We start from the raw sequence: 24,495 nt of genomic DNA, 5'->3' as shown, positions 1-24,495 counted from the left end.
TATCATAGCAGAACAAATGTGCGCTTCAAAGGGCAGTCCGCTTCCGCAGCTGAAGGAAATTTCCGGTTGATCGCAGAAAAATAAACCAAAGAAGCCTCCTGCGGCCTTCGCTGCAAGCATGGCTTCTTTAGAAAAGTTGCTTCGGCTGATTAGCCGGTAAATCTTCAATGTTGGTATATCTTCATTGCTGGTAGACCTTCAATGTATTTTGTCCATACGCCGCACTTGCCTTGCCAAGAACCAGCTACGCGCTCAACATTTATCAGGCGGCACATCCTTAAGAGGACCGTGGCGTTACGTGCTCCTTCTACCTCCAATTCAGCCAAAAAGCTGGTTGCAGCAGATTAGAGATGCTTGTCTCTCAACACAACACCATAGCAACACTTGCCAATCCGTGTACAGCAACTGTAGGAGACACCTCGCTTAGACCAATCCTGCACTCCACTATACCAGCGCTGCAGGAAATAAAGGCATATTCCCTCACTGATTTTAGCAACCAGGCCAATTTCAGAAGATTGGTGGAATTCTCTGCCTCTAATTCAGCGAAGTTCAGAGAAAATATAGATAGCTTCTACTTCTATTTTCACCTGCCGATTACATGAAAGAGGATGGCAAGCTGATTTGGAGCACAGACTATTTTTCCTCTATTAAATAAACATCCTCTCTGGTGAGGCGTCTCGCTCCGCATCCAGTAGCGCTCATATCTGCCCGGAGCTGTCGCCGGTGGCGTTCTTACCCTGCGGGCCGCCGATGCCGTGCAGAATAAAGTTCACGGTCAAATCAATCTCCTGCTCATCGTCCCACTCGTGGTCGGGTATAAAGATCAGGCGGGTCAGCAGATAGCCGATGACGGCAGAGATGGTGAAGCGGAGCAGCGCCGGGGTAGGGGCGTCGATAATTTCGCCTTTGGCCTTATAGTGCCCGGTGATTGCCGTCAGGCGCTCCAGCACCTGGTCCAGCACGTTCTTCACGAACTGCTCGCGCAGCGCGGGCTGGAACGGAACCTCCTGAATAAAAATGCGCAGGATCTTGATATGCTCCCTGGAGAAATCCAGCCGGTTGCGGATGAGCGCCCGCAGAAATTCCTCGCAGCTTCCGCCAGGCTCATCCAGCAGCCCGTTGAATTTGCTCAGGACAAACGGGGCAAGCATACGGCTCATCGTTCCGCCGACGATGGAGAGCAGCAGGTCTTTCTTTGTCTTGTAGTAGCGGAAGATCGTCCCTTCGGCCACGCCCGCTTTGCGGGCGATTTCGTTGGTGGAAGCGGCGGAATAGCCCTTTTCGGAGAAAATTTCGATTGCCGCCTGAACGATGGCAAGCTGCCTCGGCGTCATCTGCTCTTCGGTTTCGCTTAATGCCAGCAATTCCTTCATCCACTGTTCTTCCTCCGGCACTCCGGCGGCGCCAGTCTCCTTCATTTCTGCAGAACCTCCACGAAGTAACATGTTTTTTGTTATATTACCACAGCTGCGGGACAAGTTACATTTTCCGGTGCTTGCGCAGGGCGCGGACATTCAGTGTCATGAACAGCAGGGAGAACGCCAGCAGAATGTACACATCCGCAGCTATCGCGTTCCAGCCCTTGCCCCGGATCATAATGTCGAGAAGCGCTTCCGAGCCGTAATAGATCGGGGTAGCCAGGCCAAGCCGCTGCAGCCAGAGCGGCAGTGTATCCAGCGGAAACAGGCCGCTGAGGAAGATTTGCGGCACGATCACCAGCGGGATGAACTGGATCATCTGCAGCTCATTGGCAGCGAAAGCGGAGAGTAGCGTGCCCAGCGTGAGCGCCGTCAGTGCCATCAGCAGCGTAATCAGCAGTACATAGACGAAGCTGCCGGCCATCATGATGCCCAGCACCTTGACCGAGAACCAGGAGATGAGCAGCGCCTGAATCACCGTGAAGAGGCCGAAGCCCAGCACATACCCGAGCACAATTTCAGCGCGCCGGAGCGGAGTGGACAGCAGGCGCTCCAGGGTGCCGCTGGTGCGCTCGCGCAGCAGGGAGACGCCGGCGATCAGGAAGACGAAGAAGAAGACAAATACACCGATCATGACCGGGCCATAGCGGTCGATGGTCTTCATATCTTCGGCACCGTACAAATAACTGATCTGCGGCTGCGCCGCAGCTAGACTTAGCCCCGCTCCTCCGGCAGGAGCCTGCTGCCTGAGCAGCTCCTGCAGAGTAAGTATTACCGCCTGGTTGGCAGCGGGATTGCTGCCTTCCAGGATCACCTCGGGTGCGGCCGCGCCAAGTGAGATTAGCGCGTCGATCCTTCCGCTGCGGAGCGCGTCTTCTCCCGCAGCGGCGTCTGTATATTCGTAAATTTCGGCACCGGTGCCGGCCAGCGGTTCAGCGAGCACTGCCGCACTCTTCTCCAGCCCCAGCTTTGGCGTATAGATGCCGCCGCCCAACACAAGGCTCATCAGACTGAGCACCAGCAGCGGCGCGATGAACATCAGCGCCATCGTCCGTTTATCATGAATGAACTGCCGGAGGATACGCAGGGCGATTGCCCGGATTCTCATGGACGGCCACCTCCGTAATACAGGAAGGCTTCTTCGATAGAAGCGGCGCCCGCTGCCTTCAGCATTCCCGCAGGGGTGTCTGCGGCGAGGAGCCGGCCTTCTCGGATCATCGCCAGCCGGTCGCATTTCCCGGCCTCATCCATCACATGCGTGGTCAGTACAATCGTTGTGCCTTTCCGGTTCAGGGCTTTAAGCTCCTTCCAGATCGCTTGGCGCAGCAGCGGGTCGATGCCGACGGTGGGTTCATCCAGCAGCAGCAGCGGCGGCTCGTGCAGCAGGGCAATCGCCAGCGACAAACGCCGCTTCATGCCTCCGGAATATTGGTCCACGCGTTTGCGCAGATGCTCCTGCAAGTTTACCAGCTCCATGACATCGCCGATCCTGCGGTTGCGGTTGCCGTTCTTCAAGCCGTATAGGGAAGCGAAGAATTCCAGGTTTTCTTTAGCGGTCAGCTCGCTATACAGTGCATCGGACTGGGCCATGTAGCCGATCTTTTGCAGTACAGACAGCTTGGGCATCACTGTACCCAGCACCTGTACCTCTCCGGAGGTTGCCTCATCGATCCCGGCCAGCAGCTTGACGAGAGTCGTTTTGCCCGAGCCGGAGGGCCCAAGAATACCGAAGGTTTCCGCTTTGTCCACCTCAAGGCTGATATCGCGGAGTACCTCTTTTTGCCCAAAAGATCTGCCGGCATGACGGACAGATATGACGGGATGAATCTCGTTCATGCCAATCGCCTCGCTTATTTTAGGGTTTGAGTGAGTGCTCACTCATTATATTAGTCCCGACAGACTATGTTGTAAATGATTTTGTCAGCCGAAAAATATTTTAAATTTTATACATATGGTTGTGTGGGAAGCTTTGGGGTTAATGAAGGATATCTGCGCAGTACCGGTTACCTCAGTACATCCAGATTGAAGGAGGTTCATTCATGGCTGGTCGCTTGAAAATGTTTATTCCCCTGGGGTTGTTCGCGGCTACGCTCAGCGCCTGCAGTCCGGCCCCGGATAGAGCGGAGGGCTCGCCTTTCAGCACGTTGTCGGAATCCATACCTGCCGAGACGGTTTACCTCCCGGAGGATCTGCCGATCCCGGCGGAGGCGGGTATTACTTTTTCCGAAGGTAAACTGGTGGACGGGAAGAAATCGGGGATGCTGATCTATGAAACTAAGGAAAGCATGACCCTGCTGGGCAGTACATATCAGAAGTATCTCGGCAGCAAGCATCTGGAGCACGGCACGCAAATCATTGAACCGGGCAATCTCCTGATCAGCGGTAAGGTGCCGGGCAGCTACTCGTATTCCATCATTGGCAGCAGATTTGCCGGGGACTCGGGCGATACGGAAATTATCGTCACCTGGCTGGACAATTAACGCGGAAATCAGAAACATTAGCGCCATTTTACATGAAATTTACGTTAGAGCCGACCTGGAGCCGTTACGGGGTCGGCATTTTTGCATGACTTAATATTTCCATAACATTCCTCCGTAACAGAATTCACATTCGTGGATGAAAATAACAGTAGCAGTTACCTAGACGAAAAGGGTGAATGGAATTGAAAAAAAGCAAATGGTTCAGTGCGGCTGTAGCAACTGCACTTCTTGTAACAGGAGGAGCGGGTAGTATTCTGGCTGCAGAAAGCACCGTAAGTGCCGCCGCCGTTAACAATGCGGTCAAGACAGGATCCGCAACCTGGAATATTAACGGGACTCCGGTAGTGCTCAGCACCATTGACAGCAGCGGCTACAAGCTGTATTCGCTCAGCCAGGTGGCAGGTGAACTGGGGGCTAAGGTAGTAGCCGGCGCAAACGGTTATGAACTGAACGACAGCAAGGGACTACATAATGTACAAATTCGGACAGGCCAGACCGGCTATACAGTGGACGGGGAATCCCTGCAGTTTACAGCCGCACCTGTCATTCATAACGGCAAGGTTTATGTGGAGCTGACCAAGCTGGTTACCGCACTCGGCGGCGAGCTGGACAGCACGGCAGCTACCATTGCCAGCTTTGCCCGTCCGGAGGGCCAATTCGACACCCTGAGCTGGAATGCTGGCGGCAGCCTGATCGCGTCGAAAAGCGATGCTGAAACTGCACTGCTCTATAAATTCAGCGCTGCTCCGGGCAATTATGAATTGTTCAGCTCCGACGACAGCGCAGCGGGCTTCGCTGTTTCGACCGACCAGCAGTGGGGCGCTTTCACCGACGAGAATGCCCAGCTCCAGTTAATTAACCTGAACAGCGGTGCAATCAAGGCACTCGGCAGCGATACCAGCGTGAAGACCGATCTGGTCTGGTCCGCGGACGGCAAGAGCATCTACTTCATCCAAGGCGACAAGCAGGAGAAGGTTGCCAAGGTGAACGTGGAGACCGGTGCCATCTCAAGCGTACTCGCCGACAAGGTGGAGAACAAATCCGAGCTGCGCGTTGCAGCAGATGAGAAGAGTGTCGTCTACATCGTCAACGTAACCGGCGTGGCCAAGAACGATGCCGACAGCACGGAGGATTCGCTTACCGTAGACTTCAGCGGCGCCGGAGAGCAGCTGTATAAGCTGGACCTGACGGTAAAAGACGCCAAGGCGGCCGCATTGACCACCTCTGCGGACAACAAGCTGTACCCTGAAGTTGTGGGCGGCGGAGTGGTGTACCTGAGCGCCGATCCGGAAGGAAATGCGGCAAATGTTCTGAAGTCGATTGCGGCTGACGGAAAGGCCTCCGATATCACATTGAGCGCCGAAGCCAACTGGGTGGCGCCTGTGAGCAGCGGACTCATCGTCTCCGGGCTGGCTGCTGACGGCAGCACCGTCATTTATTCCGTTACTGCAGACGGAGGAGCAACAGAGCTGTACCGTACTTCCGAGGACGTATCCGAAGTAGCGGTGAATCATGACGGCAGCAAGCTGGCCATTGTCATTGACGGCAAAGTGTTCCTGATCCAGAACGGCCAGGCGGTACAACTCACGAAATAGGCCATTCACAACATTAACGGCGCCAACCGCCGGAAGGAGAATTCAACAATGAAGGTGTTCAAAAAATTTACGGTAACGGCGCTCACCGCCGTACTCGCAGTAACGACCGCTTTTGCCGGGGTAGCCGCTGCAGCCGACACGCTTAAAGGTAAAATTACGATCAACGGCTCGACGGCACTGCTGCCGCTTACGCTGCAGGCCGCCAAGGAATTCCAGAAGCTGCATCCGAAAGTGAAAATCGCCGCTTCCGGCAAAGGCTCCGTAACCGGACCGCAGGCCGTGAAGAAAGGCATCGCCGATATCGGCGCCTGCGACTGGGATGCCAGCATTGATGTGCCGGGCTTCAAAGCCTTTGACGGGCAAGTGGCCAACAAGGTAGCAGTCATTCCTTTTGCCACCATCGTGAACAAGAATGTCGGCGTCGACAACCTGACTACCGAGCAGCTGCAGGGGATTTTCTCCGGCAAAATCACCAATTGGAAGGACGTTGGCGGCGCCAACGCAGACATTGTCGTCATCACCCGCTCCTTCGGCTCCGGCACACGCGTCAACTACCAGGCGAAGGCGCTGGCCGGCGGCGATATCGTGAAGAAAGAAAAGAACTACAAGGAAACCGGCTCCAGCGGCGACATGAAGACGGCCGTAGCCACTACTCCTAACTCCATCGGTTATATCGACCTTGTATATGTTAGCGGCAGCGACATCAAAGCTGTGAAATTCAACGGTGTCGAAGCTACTACAGACAACGTGATCAACGGTTCGTACAAGATTTGGGCGTATGGTTACTACATGACCAAAGGCCAGCCGACCGGAGCTACGAAGGAATTCATCGAATACGTGCAAAGCAAGAAGTTCCAGAACGGCTCGCTGAAGAAGCTGAAATTCATCCCGATCTCGGCGATGAAGGGCTAACCGGATTACAGCATTCATATTGAAAGGTAAACGCGGCCAGCTCCGGTACTATTCCCGGGGGTGGCCGCTTACAGGAGGGAACGTATGGGGGCAGAAGTGGAAAGCCTGGCTTCCCGGGCGCCAAAGAAGCATACAGAGGGGAAAATAAAAATAAACGCAAAGCGCCACAGCAGACATCTGCTAAGCAATTCCTTATCTCGCTATTATTTCTTGTTCAGCATTCTTGCCTTATGCTTCGTGCTTGGGCTAGTTATTGTGTTTATCGGAAAAACGGCACTGCTCTTGTTCGCAGATGTCTCTCCGGCGGATTTCTTTCTTTCCTTTAACTGGACGCCGGAGGAGGATTTCTTCGGGGCCGGGGCCTTTATTATCAATACATTGTCCCTCACGGCGCTGACGCTGGTGATAGCTGTGCCGATTTCCGTCGGAATGGCCGTGCTGTGCGCCGAGATTGCACCAAAGTGGCTGACCAGCTTCATCCGGCCGGTCTTGGACCTGCTGGTCGGTATCCCGTCCATCGTTTACGGGTATTTGGGCCTGACCGTGCTGCTGCCCTTCCTCCGCCGCGTCAGCGGCGAGGGGCTGGGCGACGGGCTGCTGGCCGCCGCTCTCGTGCTGGCGCTGATGGTGCTGCCGACGATCTGCCGGATCAGCGACGATGCCATCGTTGCCGTGCCGCGCAAATACCGGGACGCCGCTTATGCGCTGGGCTCCACGCGTCTGCAGGTCATTATGCGCGTGGTGCTGCCGGCGGCGAAGCGGGGCATTATCTCCGCAGTGATCCTGGGAATGACCCGCGCCATCGGCGAGACGATGGCCGTCGTTATGGTCATCGGCAACACGCCGCAGCTGGCCAAATCGCTGTTCTCGCCGTCCTCGGTGCTGACCAGCAACATCGTGATGCAGATCTCCAATGTGGAATTCGACTCCAACTGGAACTATGCGCTGCATATGATGGCCTTCCTGCTGCTGCTCATTTCCTTCGCGCTCATCCTGATTATCCGCTTTATGGGCCGTAAAAGGAGGGATGCGTAGTGAACGGGTTCACACGTACACGCCATTCGGCGCGTGCACAGCGCCGCAACCGATTGGCAACGTTCGGCTTCTATGCGCTCGGCACGCTCGTCCTGCTGCTGATCTTCTGGCTGCTCTTCACCATTCTGAGCAAGGGCCTGCCGTCCTTGCGGCCGGAGTTTCTGATCAAGCAGCCTGAGGAGATCGATCCGGGCGGCGGCATCGGCCCGGTGCTGTTCAACTCCTTCTATATCCTGCTGATCTCGCTGGTCATCTCGATCCCGATCGGCATCGGTGCGGGCATTTATATGGCGGAGTATGCCCCGGACAATAAATTCACGGCCGCCCTGCGGATCTGCGTCGAATCCTTGTCCTCGGTGCCGTCGATTGTATTCGGCCTCCTGGGACTTGCGATCTTTGCCGAGTACTTCGGCATCGGATTGACCATTCTCGGCGGGGGCGTCAGCCTGGCTCTGCTGAACCTGCCGATGTTGGCGCGCGTCACGGAGGAGGCCGTCCGCGCCGTTCCCGGAGACATCCGCGAAGCCGGCTACGCGCTCGGCATGACCAAATCCTATGTCATCCGCAAGGTCGTGCTGCCGGTTGCGCTGCCGGCCATCGTAACGGGCGTCTGCCTCGTGGCCGGACGCGCCTTCGGGGAATCGGCGGTCATCATCCTGACCGCCGGGCTCAGCACCTCCGGCGAGATGTGGGACTTCAACCTGTTCTCCCCGGGCGAGACGCTCGCCGTGCATCTCTGGTATGTGCAGTCCGAGGCCATCGTCGAAGACGCGCGGCAGATCGCCGACAAGTCGGCGGCGGTGCTGGTCTTCGTCGTGCTGATGATCAACTTCATGTTCCGCTTCCCGCTCTGGCTCGGCAACCGCCGCAAGGGCCGGTAGCAGCGGGTATAGTACAGGCCGCCGGGTGCATCCGGCGGCCTGTTTTGGTGCGCCCGGCATGGGCGATAACTTGGCGGTGAAAGTCCGCTACAGGCTTGGCAGTAGGAACTGTTAGCCAAAGGCAAGGGTGTCCGCCGCAAGGCGGATTCATCGTGATGTAATCCTGCGAATGAGTAAAGCATTCGTGAGAATACTCCTTAAATACGAGGGACGGACCGTATAGCCTCTATTTTAGCGAATGCCGCGATTCTGCCGACCTAACGGACACAGATGACCTTATCCCGCATGCAGGGAATAATGTATGCATGCGTTGTGATTCGTAATTAAGAGCGCTGGTGTCCGTTGCGATACAACACCTCCGATAAAACGAGAAATAAAGGCTCCTGAGTCCGCAAGCGAGGAGGCGCCCGGGTTCTCGCCTGAAACGTCAAAACAGCCTTCCCGAAAGAAGGCTGTTTCTAATGACGTCCCAGGAGAGAGGGATGCCGCCCGTGCGGGCGGGTTGCGGAGCAGGCGCTAACGAAGCGGAAGCTCCAACGAACCAGCGGGGGTTCTCATCCCCTGAACGTCAAAACAGCCTTCCCGAAAGAAGGCTGTTTCTAATGACGTCCCAGGAGGGATTCGAACCCCCGACCGTGCGCTTAGAAGGCGCATGCTCTATCCGGCTGAGCTACTGGGACATAATAACAGAGACTGAAAGCAAGCAAAAATTATGTTATCACAACTGCATAACTTTTTCAACCTGTTTTTTTGAAAAGGGGGCGGGATATGCTATAATCTACAAATGACTATGGACGGATGAAAGGAGGTCGCACTTATCAATCATTTCAATTCCCCCGCCAAAGAGAATATTGTGCTGTTCCCGAAGACGCTGGATTACTATCAGATGCAGCTGACGGTCATGCTGGAGAGCGAGCGCTACGGCGAGGCAATGGAGCTGCTGCGTTTTCTGCTGCAATGCCAGGGACAGGAAGAGCGGAATTACGAGGAATGGCGCTCGCTGCTGGAGTGGCTGGAGGCGGCGTTTCCTTATGCGGTCCGCAGCAGTGATCCGCAGGGGGAGACCCCCGAGGAAGAGCAGGAGCTGGATGAGCAGGACATGGCCCGCTATCTTGCCAAAACCAAGCTGGAGGAGGATTCGGCATATCCTGACAAACTGTTGAACCGTGTCATGAACGAGCCGCTGTCGGAGGCGACAATTCTCGCGCTGGAGCAGCTGTCCTACCTGGACGGCCCGCAGGTCGATCAGAAGCTGACGGACTGGCTGGAGCAGGCGCGCGTGCATCCGCTCCTGCAGTTCCGGGCGCTGCAGACGCTGCGGCGGCGGGGTGCGCAGGGAACCGTCCGGCTGCGCCGCGGGCAGGAAACTTCATTAATAGAGATCGAGGACGTACCCCTGACTAACGATGATTTTCCGGTTCAGGCCAGCCAGGTGATGGAGAGGCTCGCGGAGCAGACGGAGGTGCATGAGCCGACGCTTTACTATTTTGCCCAGGAGCTGTGGGGGCAGTTTATGATGTCGATTTATGGCACTTCCGAATACCGCAAGCTGATGGACGGGGAAGATGCCCAACTGGATATTTGGGCCGGCGCGCTCCATCAGATGGTCTCCGAGACCCTGAACGGCACCCGGCAGGAAGAAGAAACCCGCACAATGTACGGAATAACGGACGGCATGCGCTTTCAATTTGAGGCGGCTTACCGTTATTTGAAAGGGTTTGTAAAGAGTTCTCTACTTGATAATTAGAGTAATCTTGGATATACTATAATGGTTATTCTGTGCGTGAATACGTGAATTATCTACAGTAAATATGCAACCTATTTTTGGAGGGAAAAGTATATCATGAAAGCAACCTGGGAAAAGATAGAGAAGAACCTTGGGGTTCTTGAAGTTGAAGTTGAAGCTGAACGCGTAGCGGCAGCGCTCGACAAAGCTTTTAATAAAGTAGTTAAGCAAGCGAACGTGCCGGGCTTCCGTAAAGGTAAAGTACCGCGGGTCATTTTTGAATCCCGTTTTGGTGTGGAAAGCCTGTATCAGGATGCCATCGATATTTTGCTGCCGGAAGCTTACGGTGAAGCGGTTGAACAAACCGACATCTTCCCTGTAGATCGTCCGGAAGTGGACATCGAACAATTTGCCAAGGGCAAATCCTTCATTTTCAAAGCGAAAGTGACTGTGAAGCCTGAAGTGAAGCTGGGCGAGTACAAAGGTCTGGAAGTACCGGCCCAGAAGGCTGAAGTTACAGAGGACGAGCTGAACGCTGAACTGAAACGTCTGCAGGAGCGTCATGCTGAGCTGGTTGTCGTTGAAGAAGATGCGGCACAGAACGGCGACATCGCTGTGATCGATTTCGACGGCTATGTAGACGGCGAAGCATTCGAAGGCGGCAAGGCTGAGCGTCATTCCCTGGAACTGGGCAGCGGATCTTTCATCCCTGGCTTTGAAGAGCAAGTGGTAGGAATGGCTACCGGCGACTTCAAGGACGTGGAAGTAACCTTCCCAGAGACTTACCATGCCGAGAACCTTGCAGGCAAAGCTGCCGTATTCAAAGTGAAGCTGCATGAAATCAAGCGTAAACAGTTCCCTGAGCTGGACGACGAATTCGCCAAAGATGTGAGTGAGTTCGACACGCTGGAAGAATACAAAGCCGACCTGAAGAGCCAGCTGGAATCCCGTAAGCAGAACGAGCTGAAGGGTACACGCGAGAATGCAGTTGTCGAAAAAGCGGCTGCCAATGCGGAAGTGGAAATTCCGGAAGCGATGATCAACAGCGAAGTTCAGAACATGGTTCGCGATTTCGACAACCGTCTGCGTCAGCAGGGCATGAACATGGAAATGTTCATGAGCTTCTCCGGCCAGACCCGCGAAGATCTGGAAGAGCAGATGAAGGGCGATGCCGAGAAGCGCGTTCGCAACAACCTGGTGCTTGAAGTGATCTCCAAGACGGAGAACATTGAAGTTTCCGAAGAGGAAATCAACGAAGAGCTGGCTTCCATGGCCGAGAACTTCAGACGTACTCCGGAAGAAATCAAGTCCATCCTGGCAGCCAACGGATCCCTGGGCAGCCTGAAGGAAGAGATCGCAATGCGCAAGACAATCGACTTCCTGGTAGAGAACAGCGTAGAAGTTGAAGCTACCGAAGAAGCTCCTGCCGAAGAGCCGAGCGCTGAGTAAGTTCCATTAGGATATAAGCTGTAATTCAACCAGAAGGGCCTGCAGATTAGCAGCCTCCATAATCCAACGATAAGGCACGTAATCAAGGTTACGTGCCTTTGTTTTTCGATTTTTTTCTGTCCATAGAGAAGAAGTTGGCATTCCGTCCGCAATTAAGCTATAATGCAGGCACACGCCTTAAGCGTGACTCTGGGGCGCAGTGAAAAAATGACATACCGTCTTGAACGTGTTAAAATATTTTTGAAACGGAAAGACTAATCTGTACAGAGAAAAGAGGTTGGTGGCATGAGTCTGGTACCAATGATTGTAGAAACCACGAGCCGGGGCGAACGCTCATACGATATTTATTCCAGATTGCTCAAGGACCGCATCATTTTCCTGAGCACTGCAATTGACGATGATGTCGCCAATCTGGTCATAGCCCAATTGTTGTTCCTTGCAGCCGACGATCCCGAGAAAGACATTCACTTATATATCAATTCACCCGGTGGTTCTGTCACAGCCGGCATGGGTATATATGATACGATGCAATACATCAAACCGGATGTATCGACGATTTGTGTAGGGATGGCGGCCAGCATGGGCTCGCTCCTGCTTACGGCCGGAGCTCCAGGCAAGCGATATGCGCTGACCAACAGCGAGGTTATGATTCACCAGCCGCTCGGCGGCGTCCAGGGGCAGGCTTCCGACATTTGGATTCATACCGACTGGATTCTCAAGACGAGACAGAAGCTGAATCAGATTTATGTGGAGCGCACAGGTCAACCCCTTGAGAAAATCGAACGGGATACAGACCGCGATAACTTCATGAACGCGGAAGAAGCGAAGGAATACGGGCTAATCGACCAGGTACTCACTTCATCGATCATATCTTAAAGGGGTGGTAAGATGTTTAAGTTTAACGACGAAAAAGGGCAGCTGAAATGTTCCTTCTGCGGTAAATCGCAGGAACAGGTCCGCAAGCTCGTGGCTGGTCCCGGCGTTTATATATGTGACGAATGCATCGAGCTGTGCACGGAGATTGTGGAAGAGGAGCTCGGCCATGAGGAAGAGCTGGATCTCAAGGATATTCCGAAGCCAAAGGAAATCCGCGATATCCTCGACCAATACGTTATCGGACAGGAGCAGGCTAAGAAGTCTCTCTCCGTTGCCGTATACAACCACTACAAGCGTGTAAACAGCCAGAGCAAGATTGAAGATGTGGAGCTGACGAAGAGCAACATTCTGCTGCTTGGACCTACTGGCTCCGGTAAGACGTTGCTGGCCCAGACGATGGCGAAGATTCTCAACGTGCCGTTTGCGATTGCTGATGCCACTTCCCTGACAGAAGCGGGCTATGTCGGCGAAGACGTCGAGAATATTCTATTGAAACTGATTCAGGCTGCCGATTATGATGTGGAGAAGGCTGAACGCGGCATTATTTATATTGACGAAATCGATAAAGTTGCCCGTAAATCCGAGAACCCTTCGATTACGCGCGACGTTTCCGGCGAAGGTGTGCAGCAGGCGCTGCTGAAGATTCTGGAAGGCACGGTAGCCTCCGTTCCGCCGCAAGGCGGACGCAAGCATCCGCATCAGGAATTCATCCAGATCGATACGACGAACATTCTGTTTATCGTTGGCGGTGCTTTTGACGGACTGGAGCAAATGATCAAACGCCGTATCGGCAAAAAGGTCATCGGCTTCAACGCAGCCGTGGAAGGCCAGAAGGACCTTAAGCCAGGCGAATATCTGTCCATGGTTCTGCCTGAAGACCTCCTGAAATTTGGTCTGATCCCTGAATTTGTCGGCCGTCTGCCGGTTATCTCTACCCTGGAGCCGCTGGATGAGCATACGCTGGTGCGTATTTTGTCCGAGCCGAAGAATGCGCTGACGAAGCAATATGTCAAGCTGCTGGAGATGGACAATGTAGCGCTCAAGTTCGAGCCGAAGGCGCTGGAAGCCATCGCCAAGGAAGCGATTAAGCGCAACACCGGAGCACGCGGACTGCGGGCGATCATTGAGAGCATTATGCTTGACGTGATGTACGAAGTTCCTTCGCGCGATGACATCAAGGATTGTGTCATCACCGAGAAGGTCGTACAGGAGAAGGCTGTGCCTGAGCTCAGCGTGAAGAAGGATAAGAAAAAAGAGGAGAGCGCCTAAACGTCCTTGCATAAGAGGATATAGACGTGACTGCCTGACAATATTAGTCACTGCCTCCACCTGTCTTCGGTTGAATACCGGAATACAGGTGGAGCTTTGATCGTTATGGGGGAGAAAACCATGTATTTGAGACACCAGACCCGTCCTGTCAATGTCGGTGGGGTCATCATCGGGGGAAACAACGAGGTTGCGATTCAAAGCATGTGTACAACCAAAACCGCTGATGTGGAAGCGACGGTTGCCGAGATTCTGCGGCTGGAAGAAGCGGGCTGCCAGATTGTACGCGTAACCGTGAACAATGAGGAAGCGGCCGCAGCGATCAAGGAAATCAAGAAGCGCATTCATATTCCGCTGGTAGCGGATATTCATTTCAACTATAAGCTGGCGCTGCTGGCCATTGAGAACGGCATCGACAAGGTCCGGATCAATCCGGGCAACATCGGCCGCCGGGATAAGGTGGAAGCGGTCGTTAAGGCCTGTAAGGAAAAAGGCATTCCCATCCGGATCGGCGTCAATGCCGGTTCCTTGGAGAGCCATTTGCTGGAGAAATACGGTTATCCTACCCCGGATGCGATGGTAGAGAGTGCCCTCTATCATATCGGCATTCTGGAAGAGCTCGACTTCCATGATATCATTGTCTCGCTGAAGGCCTCCGATGTGCCGATGGCCATCGAAGCCTACCGCAAGGCGGCGGAAGTTATTCCGTATCCGCTGCACCTGGGCATTACCGAATCCGGCACGCTGTTCGCCGGAACGGTGAAGAGCTCGGCGGGCATCGGCGCGCTGCTCTCCATGGGCATCGGCAGCACCGTGCGCATCTCGCTCAGCGCGGACCCGGTCGAGGAAGTGAAGGTGGCCCGCGAGCTGCTGAAGACCTTCGGGCTGATCTCGAACGCGGCCACCCTGATTTCCTGCCCGACCTGCGGCCGACTGGACATCGACCTCTTTTCGATCGCCAATGAAGTAGAGGAGTACATCTCCAAGCTTAAGGTGCCGATTAAGGTGTCCGTTCTCGGCTGCGCCGTCAATGGCCCCGGCGAAGCGCGCGAAGCCGACATCGGCATCGCCGGCGCCCGCGGCGAAGGTTTGCTGTTCCGCTACGGCAAGATGATCCGCAAGGTGCCCGAAGCCGAGCTGGTCTCCGAGTTGAAGAAGGAAATCGACGTCATTGTCGAGCATTTTGAGCGGACCGGCGAGATTCCCGGGCGTAACCACGCCGGACTGGCTCCGGCCGAGGCGGAAGTGTAGGACAGTATGTGATCGCGTTGATCTCATATTTATTTTGCTATTATTCCATATAGGTGTGACGAAGAACGTCCCTCCGCTTAACGGGTATCCGTAGGCGGATGGGGCGTTTTTTTGCGTGGAGCTGGAAGGGGGTCCGGACCCGCAGTGCACAAGTAGGTAGTGATTTTTTTCAGAAGGGATGGAGAGTTATGGGGTTTGAGCAATGCCATCAGGAGTTTCTAGCAAAGCATTTAAGCAACAGGACTGGCGAGCGCAAGGGAAGGCTAGAGCGGGGACACGGCCATGCGGAGCAGCTATTTCTGCGGAATGTGTGGTGGCAACTGCGTGGAGACTTGCGCGGCCTACACCCGGAGTATGAGGTGCTGGACTGGCGGGGACGGTCCTATTTCGCTGACTTCGCCTTCCTGCCGGGTGCATTTAAACTAATATTCGAAATCAAGGGATACCAAGTGCATGTCAAAGACATGGATCGCCTCAAATACAGCAATGAGCTAAACCGGGAAACCTTTCTCGCGGCCATGGGTTGCCAGGTAATCCCTTTTGCGTACGATGATGTGGAGCAGCGGCCGGAGCTATGTGTGACCTTATTGCGGATGCTGCTGAGCAGATATATGGCATCTCCTGCGCCGGAAGGGAGACTGCTGCTGGAAGAACGGGAGGCGGTGCGGTATATGATCAGTGCTGGCGGAACCGTGCGCCCGAAGGATGTCGGCAATTACTTCTCGCTGGCTCCCAAGACGGTGCGCAACCTGTTAACCAGGCTTCAGGAGAAGGGATGGATTGTTGTAGTACCGCAAGGGCAAGGGCTCCGCAATGTCCGCTATGAGCTGGCCCGTAATGTTCTGGACTACTGGGAGTGAGATGGGGAAGGACGCTGGTACCCTGGGGATGCTGGTGGAATCTAGAGAAAGTGGTTCGGGATACGGGACGCGTTGGAAGGTGGGGAGGAATGTTGCCGCCAAAAGTAACGTGTAACAGATAATTAGTGGTAAAATATACCTCTAATTTTCTGTTGTTGAAGAAAATTAACCGAGTAGTGGGAAAACATACCTCTAATTCAAGCGGAAGGCCTGATTTCGAGAAAATTGGGAAAATTAGAAGCAGGATTTACCCCTATTTTTTATTTGGGTCTGATTCGGAAAAACTTGAGGTAGCTTTTACCTCTATTTCCCCGGAAATTTGTATGCAGAATTGTTAATCAGGATGCGTAAGTAATGTGCATGAAGTTTCAGCCAGTGGTTAGTTGGATAGCGCGCACTAAGTTCAGTCAAGCTTGCTTGACACGATATTCCCCGCTTTCACAATTCCCCGCCAAGCCCGGGTTTATGAATTTCTGAAAAGGCTATACTACCTAGTAGTAGCCAAGGGTGCTGACAATAGAAAGAGGAAAGCGGAGGGAAGTCCTGTGGGAGAATTAGGAATATTGGTGATGCTTGTCCAGCTCTTTTTTGCGCTGGTTATCGGCGTTTATTTTTGGAACCAGCTGCGGGGACAGAAGACCAACAAATCAGCGGTGGAACGCGAATCGCGCAAGGAGCTGGACAAGCTGCGCAAAATGAGGATGATCTCGCTGACCAAACCGCTCTCGGAAAAGACGCGGCCGGCTTCCATAGGTGATATCGTCGGGCAGAAGGATGGCCTGCGCGCCCTGAAGGCGGCACTGTGCAGCGCCAATCCGCAGCATGTTATCATTTACGGGCCTCCCGGTGTCGGCAAGACGGCGGCTGCGCGCGTCGTAATGGAGGAGGCCAAGCGGAACCCGCTATCCCCCTTCAAAAAGGATGCCAAATTCACGGAGATTGACGCCACGACCGCACGTTTTGACGAGCGGGGCATTGCCGATCCGCTAATCGGGTCTGTGCATGATCCTATCTATCAGGGAGCGGGGGCCATGGGCATTGCCGGGGTGCCGCAGCCGAAGCCGGGAGCGGTCACGAAGGCGCATGGCGGCATTCTTTTCCTCGATGAGATCGGCGAGCTGCACCCGATACAGATGAACAAGCTGCTGAAGGTGCTGGAAGACCGGAAGGTGCTGCTGGAGAGCGCTTATTATAACTCCGAGGACAGCAATACGCCGGCCTATATCCACGATATCTTCCAAAATGGCCTGCCGGCCGACTTCCGCCTGGTCGGCGCCACGACCCGTTCGCCGGAGGAAATCTCGCCGGCGCTGCGGTCGCGCTGCATGGAGATCTACTTCCGGCCGCTGCTGCCGGAAGAGATTGCCGTCATCTCGCGCGACGCGGTCCAGAAGATCGGGCTGAAGCCTAGCCCTGAGGCGGTTGTTGTCGTACAGCAATACGCCACCAACGGCCGTGAGGCGGTCAATATGATCCAGCTGGCCGCAGGCCTCGCCCTCACCGAAGGGCGCGAGAGCTTAAGCGCAGCCGATGTGGAGTGGGTGGCCAGCAGCAGCCAGCTGCCGCTGCGCACCGAGCGCAAGGTGCCGTCCGCGCCGCAGATCGGGCTGGTCAACGGCCTCGCCGTCTATGGCCCGGGCATGGGCACACTGCTCGAGATTGAAGTCTCTGCCGCTCCGGCGCAGAACGCCCAAGGCCGTCTGCACATTACCGGCGTCGTCGATGAAGAAGAGATCGGCGGCGGCTCGCGCACGATCCGCCGCAAGAGCATGGCCAAGGGCTCGGTCGAGAACGTGCTGACCGTGCTGCGGATGATGGGTCTGGAGCCTGACCGCTTCGACCTGCATGTCAACTTCCCCGGCGGCACGCCGATCGACGGCCCTTCCGCCGGGGTGGCCATGGCGGTAGCGATCGTCTCGGCCATCCGGCGGCTGCCGGTGGATAACACCGTAGCGATCACCGGAGAGATCGGCATCCATGGCCGGGTGAAGCCGGTCGGCGGCGTGATCGCCAAGGTGGAGGCGGCTTTTCAGGCTGGAGCGACGACGGTGCTGATTCCGAAGGACAACTGGCAGTCGCTGTTCGCCGACCTGGCGCCGCTGCAGGTAATTCCGGTGGAAACTGTCGAGGAAGTGTTCCGCCATTTATTCGGGACGGAGATCGCCGATGTGCGGCTGCCCGCCGTGTCGGGCGAGATTTATTCGGCCGGGCCTTCGCTTTTTAAAGCAGATGCCGCACCCGACAATGCAGCCAACTAGGCTGCAGTACACATATTGAATCAGAAGGAGCGGCTGAATGGAGCTGCTTCTTCTTTTTTTGTGCACAAGAATCGTTCCGGCTCATTTAGTCCGCTTCCCGACATATTCCACGCTTCCTAAGCGAATACTGAACAAGGAGCTACTAGTGCTTATTGCAGCTGCCGCCGTTGCGGAATGTAAGCTATTGGTGTTTTGATGCCGCTTTTGTTAGAATAAATGCAGGTGAAACTACTTGAGAACCATGGGAGGTGCGAAAGCGATGATACAAAAACAATCTAAAGGTCGTCGTTTTCCTTTATTGCCGCTTAGAGGTCTTCTTGTGTACCCTAGCATGGTTCTTCACTTGGATGTGGGTCGCGAGAAGTCCGTCCGGGCGCTGGAAAAAGCTATGGTTGAAGATAACCTGATCCTCCTCTGCTCCCAGTCGGAAGTGAACATCGAGGAGCCGGGGCAAGAAGATATTTTTCGCGTCGGGACCGTCGCCAATGTGCGGCAGATGCTGAAGCTTCCGAATGGAACGATCCGTGTGCTGGTCGAAGGCGTGGAGCGGGCGGAGATCATTCATTATATGGACAATGAGGATTTCTACGAGGTGCTGGCGCGTGAGCTGCCGGAGCAAGAAGAGGTCGACCAGGAAAGCGATGCCCTGATGCGTACCGTGCTGAGCCAGTTCGAGCATTATATTACCTTGTCCAAGAAGGTTACCCCCGAGACGCTGGCCGCTGTATCCGACATCGAAGAGCCGGGCCGTCTGGCCGATGTGATTACGAGCCATCTGTCGCTGAAGATCAAGGATAAGCAGGAGATTCTGGAAACAATCGATGTCAGCAAACGCCTGGAGAAGCTGCTCGATATTCTCAATAATGAGCGCGAAGTGCTTGAGCTTGAACGCAAGATCAACCAGCGCGTGAAGAAGCAGATGGAGAAGACGCAGAAGGAATATTACTTGCGCGAGCAGATGAAAGCGATCCAGAAGGAGCTCGGAGACAAGGAAGGCCGCGCCGGCGAAGCCGACGAGCTGCGGGCCCAGATGCAGGAGAAGGATCTGCCGGAGCGCGTGCAGGAGAAGATCGAGAAGGAAATTGACCGTCTGGAAAAAATGCCCGCCAGTTCCGCCGAAGGCAGCGTCATCCGCAACTATGTCGATTGGCTGCTCAGTCTGCCATGGAACGAAGCGACGGAAGATGACCTGGATATCCGCAAAGCGGAACAGGTGCTGGACGAGGACCACTATGGTCTGGAGAAGCCGAAGGAGCGCGTACTGGAATACCTGGCCGTGCAGCAGCTGGTCAAGAAGCTGAAGGGTCCGATTCTATGTCTGGTAGGGCCTCCAGGGGTCGGCAAAACCTCGCTCGCCCGCTCCATCGCCCGCTCGCTGAACCGCAAGTTCGTGCGTATCTCGCTCGGCGGCGTGCGCGATGAAGCGGAGATCCGCGGTCACCGCCGCACCTATGTCGGTGCGATGCCGGGCCGGATCATCCAGGGGATGAAGACGGCGGGTAGCATTAACCCGGTCTTCCTGCTTGACGAGATCGACAAGATGGCGTCGGACTTCCGCGGCGACCCGTCGGCCGCGCTGCTGGAGGTGCTGGACCCTGAACAGAACGGTACGTTCAGCGACCATTTTGTGGAGATGCCGTTTGACCTGTCGAACGTCATGTTTGTGACCACGGCCAACACCGTGCACAACATTCCGCGTCCGCTGCTGGACCGCATGGAGATGCTGCACATTCCGGGCTATACGGAGCTGGAGAAGCTGCAGATTGCCGCGCGTTATCTACTGCCCAAGCAGCGTAAGAACCACGGGCTTGAAGAAGAGCAGTTGACGATCGAGAACGACAGTGTGCTGAAGATTATCCGTGAGTATACCCGCGAATCCGGCGTGCGCAACCTGGAGCAGCAGGTCGCGGCACTGTGCCGCAAAGCAGCCAAGCGCATCGTCGCCGGCGAAGCGCAGCAGGTCGTGATTCATCCGGAAGACATCAAGGACTATCTGGGTGTCTCCAAGTACCGCTACGGCGTAGCGGAGCTGGAGGACCAGATCGGGACGGTGACCGGGCTGGCCTGGACCGAGGTCGGCGGCGATACGCTGCTGATCGAAGTTACGGTGGTGCAGGGCTCCGGCAAGCTGATTCTGACCGGACAGCTCGGCGATGTGATGAAGGAATCGGCGCAAGCCGCCTTCAGTTACACACGCTCCAAGGCGGAGGAATTGGGGCTTGCGCCTGATTTTCATGAGAAGAACGATATTCACATCCACATTCCCGAGGGTGCGATTCCGAAGGATGGGCCGTCGGCGGGCATTACCATTGCCACTGCGCTGATCTCTGCACTGACAAAGCGCTATGTCTCCAAGGATGTGGCGATGACGGGCGAGATTACGCTGCGCGGCCGGGTGCTGCCGATCGGCGGACTGAAAGAGAAATCGCTGGCCGCGCACCGCGCCGGCTACAAGAAGATTCTGCTTCCGAAGGATAACGAGCGTGATCTCAAGGATATTCCGGAGAGCGTGCGTAATGATGTGGAATTTGTGCCGGTCTCCCATATGGACCAGGTGCTGCAGCACGCGCTCGTAGAACAGCAGACCGCCGCCCTCAGCGAGGCGCAGAGCAGTATGCATTAGAAAGGAAACGATATGAACGTTACTGAATATAAAGTGAATCAGGCCGAATTCGTCATCAGCGCCGTCGGGCCTGATCAATATCCTGTGGACGCCTTGCCGGAGATTGCTCTGGCAGGGCGCTCCAATGTCGGGAAGTCTTCATTGATCAACCGGATGATCCAGCGCAAGAACCTGGCACGGACGAGCTCCACGCCGGGCAAGACGCAGCATATGAACTATTACCGTATCAATGAGCAGTTATACCTTGTTGACTTCCCTGGATACGGCTATGCCAAGGTGTCCAAGACTCAACGTGCCGCCTGGGGCAAGATGGTGGAGAAGTACCTCGCCGAGCGCGAGACGCTGAAGCTGATTCTGCTTGTCGTAGATCTGCGCCATCCGCCGACTGCCGACGACAGGATGATGTTCGACTGGATCAAGCATTATGACCTGCCGCTCTGCGTAGTCGCGACCAAGGCGGACAAGATCCCGAAGACCCGCTGGCCGAAGCATATCAAGATTATGAAGCAGGAGCTTGGCGTGCTGCCGGGTGATACCTTCATTCCATTCTCCTCAGAGATTGGTCTTGGTAAGAATGAGCTGTGGGAAGTGATTCTTAAGGCTACGCATTCAGAGGATTTGGAAACAGGTGAAGACGAGCTTATTAGTGCTGAACCCGGCGATGTCCCGAGTAGTGCTGCTGAGGAATAAACGGCTGTCGATCAGCTGCCGGTTATATTTTATATCTATAGGCTTCTTCTAATCCTGATTTTCTGCTAGACTGGCAGAGGGTTATTTCTAATAGGAAGCTTGTGCTAGTGGGGAGTTATAAACAGGGTAATCACCCATTATTTACTTTTCCTTTTCAGCAATCATTTCCCAGTGAAATGGTTGTTTTTTTTCGGGAAACTCTATAATATTTGTCTGGAGAGGGGCCGATATTAAGCATATGATAGATATCCATAGCCATATTCTACCCTTTGTTGACGACGGGGCTGCCGATTGGGCAGCAGCTCTCGCCATGGCGCAGGACGCGCATCAAGACGGCATTACTGCTGTAATCGCAACGCCCCATCACGCCAACGGGGTGTATCTGAATCCGGCTTCACGGATTAATGAGCTGGTGCCTGAGCTGCAAGAGCGGCTGCAGGAGGCGGGTATTCCTGTACAGGTGCTTGCCGGACAAGAGATCCGCGTCTATGGCGACCTGTTGGCCGACCTGGAACGGGGAGAGCTTCTGACGCTGGCGGGAACGCGGTACATCCTTCTGGAGATGCCATCGTCGCGGGTGCCGCGCAATATGGAAGAGACCTGCCATGAACTGGTGATTCAGGGTCTCATACCGGTTATCGCCCACCCGGAGCGCAACAGCGAGGTGGCGGACGATCCGCGCAAGCTGGAGAAATTGATCGACCTTGGAGCTGTCGGGCAAGTCACGGCCCAGAGTCTGGCCGGAGTCTTCGGCAGCAAGCTGCAGAAGCTGTCGCTGGATCTGTGCCGGCGGAATCTGGTGCATGTGATCGCCTCGGATGCGCATGACAGCGGCCATCGTCCTTTTGGATTAAGTGAAGCGTACAGAGTGGTAGAGAAAGAGTTGGGATCCGCAACATTCGACTTTTTTCAACAAAATTCCCGAAATATTGTCGAAAATGGCGAGCTGATTCGTGCGATTTATAACGGTTCCCGCAACTTGCGTCAAAGAATGTTCGGAATTTTTTCCCGCAGAGGGTGACCTCTATGAAAATTGATGGTAGAATGGGTATTACTGGGTGATTGTCATATTATTAATAAATACATATTAGAAGAGGTGGATGAGCAGTGAGTTTGAAGAAGAAATTAGCAGTAACTACACTCGCAGCGAGCATGACAGCTGCATCCTTTGCAGGTTTTCCATTCAGCACCGAAGGCTTGGCTAAGCACCTGGGTGTTAGCGTAGCTTCTGCGGCTACTAGTAACGAGATTCTTACTACGTTGAAGGCCCGTGCAACTGCTTTGTACAACACATTAGACGTTACGGATAAAAAAGTTCTTCAAGATTTCCGTACTGCACTTCAGGGTTTAACCTATCCCCAGTTGGAAGAAGCTTTTGCACCAGTAGTAGATCAATTGGATTTCTTGACAACAGATGACAAAGAGCTTTTGTACGATCTGTATGTTGAAGTTGTGAATTCCTATTATACTCCGGACTATTCAGCAATCACTGATATTCAGCAATCTCCGAATTACCAAGCTTATAAAGATTTGTTGAAGAAAATTGGTACCGAGGTTGGATTACCTGATCTTACAGTTGAGCAGGTTTATAACGCCGCCTATGACGCTGAGCAAGCTATTATTCCGCTTCTTAAAGGTATAAACCAAGCATCGCTTATTGTTGACCTTCAAAATAAAGACAGTGCAATATTTAAACAAGTGAAAGAGGCTGTTCTGAAAGTTAAAGTGGGTTCATCTACTGTTCAGAATGTGGTAAATGGTCTGAATGATTTTGGAATTACCTTGGATGATCTTTTAGCAGTGAAAGACAATTTTCCAAAGTCTGTTGCTGATAAGGGTAAAGCGGCTGCTCTGGTTGTTGTAGGTGCCTACTACGATCTGTATTTGAAAGCGGACGGAGGCAGCAATCCTAGCACGGGCAACGGCGGTGTTACTGTTATTACTACACCAGCTCTTGATGCTACAACCGGTGTTTATGATGTTTCTAAGCTCGTAAGCATCAGCGGAGACAAAGCTACTCTCAAACTTGTTGACGCAGATGTACTGAAAGCATTTGATAGCTTGTTGGCTGCTAACACTGGCAAGACTGGTCTTACATTTACCCTGAACCTGGGAACTGTAGATGCCAAGAATGTGGAAGTGCCATTGTCTAAAGCTATCATTGATGCCGCCAAGGCTAAAGGCATTGCCAACATCGCTTTGACCTTCAATGGTCTGACAATTGCAATTCCGATTGCTCAGTTCGGCGATGCTGTTACCTTCACAGCTGCTACACTGGATAACACAGCAGTAACTTCGGTTTCTACACAGAAGCTGGCTTCCAAGGTTTATAATTTTGAATTGACTGTTGGCGGTGTGAAGACCACTGTCTTCAAACAGCCTCTGACAATCAAGCTTCCGCTTGCTGATACTACTGGTCTGGATAAAGAATTACTCTCCGTTGCCAAGGTAGTGTACGGTGCCCTTGAATTCCACGGCGGTGTGGTAGACGGTAACGTAATCGTTGAGAATCGCGAAACTTTCTCTTCCTACGCTGTAGTTGAGAACAAAGTGAGCTTTACAGATACTGCCTCAGTTCAAGCTTGGGCTGGCAGACAGATTCAGGTTGTAGCCGCTAAGGGTGCAATCGAAGGTGTGGGAGCCGGTAAGTTCGCTCCGAAGAATAACGTTACCCGCGCTGAATTCGCCAAAATGCTGGTTCGCGGTCTGAACCTGGAGAACAGCACAGCAACTGAGAACTTCAGCGACGTTAGCGCAACCGCTTGGTATGCTTCATATGTTGCTGTTGCCGCTGAGAAGGGCATTATCACTGGCCGCAGCGCAACTCAGTTCGATCCGAATGCTTCGATCACACGCGCCGAAATGGCAACCATGATCGCCCGTGCAGTTAAATCACTTAACCCTGCTGCTACTTCGAACACAGCATCGCTGAGCAAATTCACCGATGCTTCGAAGATCGCTGCTTCCTTGAAAGATGGCGTAGCCTTTGCAGCTAGCAATAACCTGGTAATTGGAAATGCCGGCAAGTTCAACCCGAACGACACAGCTAACCGTGCTGAAGCAGCGGTTATCATCTACCGTACAATTAACTTTAAGTAATCATATGTAAGCAAGGAGGGCCTCCTCTCGTCAAGGTGAGAGGAGGCACTTTTTTGAGGGGAAACTGAAAGATTAC

General features: G+C 54.2%; 19 protein-coding genes and 1 tRNA gene. 16 read left to right on the top strand and 4 right to left on the bottom strand.

What is annotated here, in order from left to right; translation table 11 throughout:
* Positions 1–698 precede the first annotated feature (698 nt).
* From F1381_RS19770 to F1381_RS19760, 3 genes are all read right to left on the bottom strand, one after another.
* Positions 699–1,418 carry a TetR/AcrR family transcriptional regulator gene (locus F1381_RS19770; RefSeq protein WP_151736574.1) on the bottom strand — a complete coding sequence of 240 codons (720 nt, stop codon included), beginning with the start codon at positions 1,416–1,418 and terminating at the stop codon, positions 699–701.
* A gap of 61 nt (positions 1,419–1,479) precedes the next feature.
* Complete coding sequence (locus tag F1381_RS19765; RefSeq protein WP_151736573.1) at positions 1,480–2,526, bottom strand: ABC transporter permease; 1,047 nt, start codon at positions 2,524–2,526, stop codon at positions 1,480–1,482.
* Entirely contained in the window at positions 2,523–3,254 is a 732-nt protein-coding gene (locus F1381_RS19760) for an ABC transporter ATP-binding protein (protein WP_151736572.1), read from the bottom strand. The genes F1381_RS19765 and F1381_RS19760 overlap by 4 nt, the downstream gene beginning before the upstream one ends.
* Positions 3,255–3,457: 203 nt before the next feature.
* Between F1381_RS19760 and F1381_RS19755 the strand changes: the two genes are divergently transcribed.
* The 5 genes from F1381_RS19755 (at position 3,458) to pstA (ending at position 8,321) form a co-directional block, all read left to right on the top strand.
* On the top strand, positions 3,458–3,898 hold the full coding sequence (locus F1381_RS19755; RefSeq protein ID WP_151736571.1) for a hypothetical protein: 441 nt from the start codon (positions 3,458–3,460) through the stop codon (positions 3,896–3,898).
* A gap of 176 nt (positions 3,899–4,074) precedes the next feature.
* Entirely contained in the window at positions 4,075–5,493 is a 1,419-nt protein-coding gene (locus tag F1381_RS19750; RefSeq protein ID WP_151736570.1) for a TolB family protein, read from the top strand.
* 48 nt (positions 5,494–5,541) lie between these two features.
* Positions 5,542–6,405, top strand: coding sequence for a phosphate ABC transporter substrate-binding protein (locus F1381_RS19745; RefSeq protein ID WP_151736569.1), 864 nt, complete (start codon positions 5,542–5,544; stop codon positions 6,403–6,405).
* 84 nt (positions 6,406–6,489) lie between these two features.
* Positions 6,490–7,440, top strand: a complete 951-nt coding sequence (gene pstC, locus F1381_RS19740; protein WP_151736568.1) for a phosphate ABC transporter permease subunit PstC — start codon at positions 6,490–6,492, stop codon at positions 7,438–7,440.
* Entirely contained in the window at positions 7,440–8,321 is an 882-nt protein-coding gene (pstA, locus tag F1381_RS19735) for a phosphate ABC transporter permease PstA (protein ID WP_151736567.1), read from the top strand. The genes pstC and pstA overlap by 1 nt, the downstream gene beginning before the upstream one ends.
* Before the next feature lie 606 nt (positions 8,322–8,927).
* Here pstA and F1381_RS19725 read toward each other — a convergent pair.
* Positions 8,928–9,001: transfer RNA gene (locus F1381_RS19725), tRNA-Arg, on the bottom strand.
* Positions 9,002–9,222: 221 nt separating this feature from the next.
* Between F1381_RS19725 and F1381_RS19720 the strand changes: the two genes are divergently transcribed.
* The 11 genes from F1381_RS19720 to F1381_RS19670 all read left to right on the top strand — a co-directional run bounded on the left by F1381_RS19720 (position 9,223) and on the right by F1381_RS19670 (position 24,419).
* Entirely contained in the window at positions 9,223–10,068 is an 846-nt protein-coding gene (locus F1381_RS19720; protein WP_246188123.1) for a hypothetical protein, read from the top strand.
* 96 nt (positions 10,069–10,164) lie between these two features.
* Positions 10,165–11,496, top strand: a complete 1,332-nt coding sequence (tig, locus tag F1381_RS19715; RefSeq protein WP_151736565.1) for a trigger factor — start codon at positions 10,165–10,167, stop codon at positions 11,494–11,496.
* A gap of 285 nt (positions 11,497–11,781) precedes the next feature.
* Complete coding sequence (gene clpP, locus F1381_RS19710; protein WP_151736564.1) at positions 11,782–12,372, top strand: ATP-dependent Clp endopeptidase proteolytic subunit ClpP; 591 nt, start codon at positions 11,782–11,784, stop codon at positions 12,370–12,372.
* Positions 12,373–12,384: 12 nt separating this feature from the next.
* Positions 12,385–13,641: an ATP-dependent protease ATP-binding subunit ClpX gene (clpX, locus tag F1381_RS19705; protein WP_151736563.1), complete on the top strand. Its 1,257-nt coding sequence runs from the start codon at positions 12,385–12,387 to the stop codon at positions 13,639–13,641.
* A gap of 120 nt (positions 13,642–13,761) precedes the next feature.
* Positions 13,762–14,889 (top strand): flavodoxin-dependent (E)-4-hydroxy-3-methylbut-2-enyl-diphosphate synthase, encoded by a 1,128-nt coding sequence (gene ispG, locus F1381_RS19700; protein ID WP_151736668.1) that lies wholly within the window; start codon positions 13,762–13,764, stop codon positions 14,887–14,889.
* Positions 14,890–15,077: 188 nt separating this feature from the next.
* A complete protein-coding gene (locus tag F1381_RS19695) occupies positions 15,078–15,749 on the top strand; it encodes a helix-turn-helix domain-containing protein (protein ID WP_151736562.1) in 672 nt (223 codons plus the stop codon).
* A 569-nt stretch (positions 15,750–16,318) separates the two neighbouring features.
* Positions 16,319–18,007, top strand: coding sequence for an ATP-dependent protease LonB (gene lonB, locus F1381_RS19690; protein ID WP_151736667.1), 1,689 nt, complete (start codon positions 16,319–16,321; stop codon positions 18,005–18,007).
* 259 nt (positions 18,008–18,266) lie between these two features.
* A complete protein-coding gene (gene lon / locus F1381_RS19685) occupies positions 18,267–20,630 on the top strand; it encodes an endopeptidase La (protein ID WP_151736561.1) in 2,364 nt (787 codons plus the stop codon).
* A gap of 12 nt (positions 20,631–20,642) precedes the next feature.
* Positions 20,643–21,320, top strand: coding sequence for a ribosome biogenesis GTP-binding protein YihA/YsxC (gene yihA, locus F1381_RS19680; protein ID WP_151736560.1), 678 nt, complete (start codon positions 20,643–20,645; stop codon positions 21,318–21,320).
* 238 nt (positions 21,321–21,558) lie between these two features.
* On the top strand, positions 21,559–22,341 hold the full coding sequence (locus F1381_RS19675) for a tyrosine-protein phosphatase (RefSeq protein WP_151736559.1): 783 nt from the start codon (positions 21,559–21,561) through the stop codon (positions 22,339–22,341).
* Between the two features lie 86 nt (positions 22,342–22,427).
* Entirely contained in the window at positions 22,428–24,419 is a 1,992-nt protein-coding gene (locus F1381_RS19670; protein WP_151736558.1) for an S-layer homology domain-containing protein, read from the top strand.
* Positions 24,420–24,495 lie beyond the last annotated feature (76 nt).

Source organism: Paenibacillus tengchongensis (assembly GCF_008973665.1).
Taxonomy (GTDB): domain Bacteria; phylum Bacillota; class Bacilli; order Paenibacillales; family Paenibacillaceae; genus Paenibacillus_AQ; species Paenibacillus_AQ tengchongensis.
The sequence above is the reverse complement of the archived record's forward strand: the minus strand, read 5'-3'. Positions and strand labels throughout refer to the sequence as shown.

Excerpts from the sequence above, each read along its gene's own strand:
- F1381_RS19750 (WP_151736570.1), top strand. The coding sequence starts at position 4,075 with ATGGAATTGAAAAAAAGCAAATGGTTCAGTGCGGCTGTAGCAACTGCA.
- clpP (WP_151736564.1), top strand. The coding sequence starts at position 11,782 with ATGAGTCTGGTACCAATGATTGTAGAAACCACGAGCCGGGGCGAACGC.
- clpX (WP_151736563.1), top strand. The coding sequence starts at position 12,385 with ATGTTTAAGTTTAACGACGAAAAAGGGCAGCTGAAATGTTCCTTCTGC.
- pstC (WP_151736568.1), top strand. The coding sequence starts at position 6,490 with ATGGGGGCAGAAGTGGAAAGCCTGGCTTCCCGGGCGCCAAAGAAGCAT.
- F1381_RS19760 (WP_151736572.1), bottom strand. The coding sequence starts at position 3,254 with ATGAACGAGATTCATCCCGTCATATCTGTCCGTCATGCCGGCAGATCT.
- F1381_RS19695 (WP_151736562.1), top strand. The coding sequence starts at position 15,078 with ATGGGGTTTGAGCAATGCCATCAGGAGTTTCTAGCAAAGCATTTAAGC.
- lonB (WP_151736667.1), top strand. The coding sequence starts at position 16,319 with ATGCTTGTCCAGCTCTTTTTTGCGCTGGTTATCGGCGTTTATTTTTGG.
- tig (WP_151736565.1), top strand. The coding sequence starts at position 10,165 with ATGAAAGCAACCTGGGAAAAGATAGAGAAGAACCTTGGGGTTCTTGAA.
- F1381_RS19675 (WP_151736559.1), top strand. The coding sequence starts at position 21,559 with ATGATAGATATCCATAGCCATATTCTACCCTTTGTTGACGACGGGGCT.
- F1381_RS19745 (WP_151736569.1), top strand. The coding sequence starts at position 5,542 with ATGAAGGTGTTCAAAAAATTTACGGTAACGGCGCTCACCGCCGTACTC.
- lon (WP_151736561.1), top strand. The coding sequence starts at position 18,267 with ATGATACAAAAACAATCTAAAGGTCGTCGTTTTCCTTTATTGCCGCTT.
- F1381_RS19720 (WP_246188123.1), top strand. The coding sequence starts at position 9,223 with ATGCTGGAGAGCGAGCGCTACGGCGAGGCAATGGAGCTGCTGCGTTTT.
- F1381_RS19765 (WP_151736573.1), bottom strand. The coding sequence starts at position 2,526 with ATGAGAATCCGGGCAATCGCCCTGCGTATCCTCCGGCAGTTCATTCAT.
- F1381_RS19755 (WP_151736571.1), top strand. The coding sequence starts at position 3,458 with ATGGCTGGTCGCTTGAAAATGTTTATTCCCCTGGGGTTGTTCGCGGCT.
- F1381_RS19770 (WP_151736574.1), bottom strand. The coding sequence starts at position 1,418 with ATGAAGGAGACTGGCGCCGCCGGAGTGCCGGAGGAAGAACAGTGGATG.
- yihA (WP_151736560.1), top strand. The coding sequence starts at position 20,643 with ATGAACGTTACTGAATATAAAGTGAATCAGGCCGAATTCGTCATCAGC.
- ispG (WP_151736668.1), top strand. The coding sequence starts at position 13,762 with ATGTATTTGAGACACCAGACCCGTCCTGTCAATGTCGGTGGGGTCATC.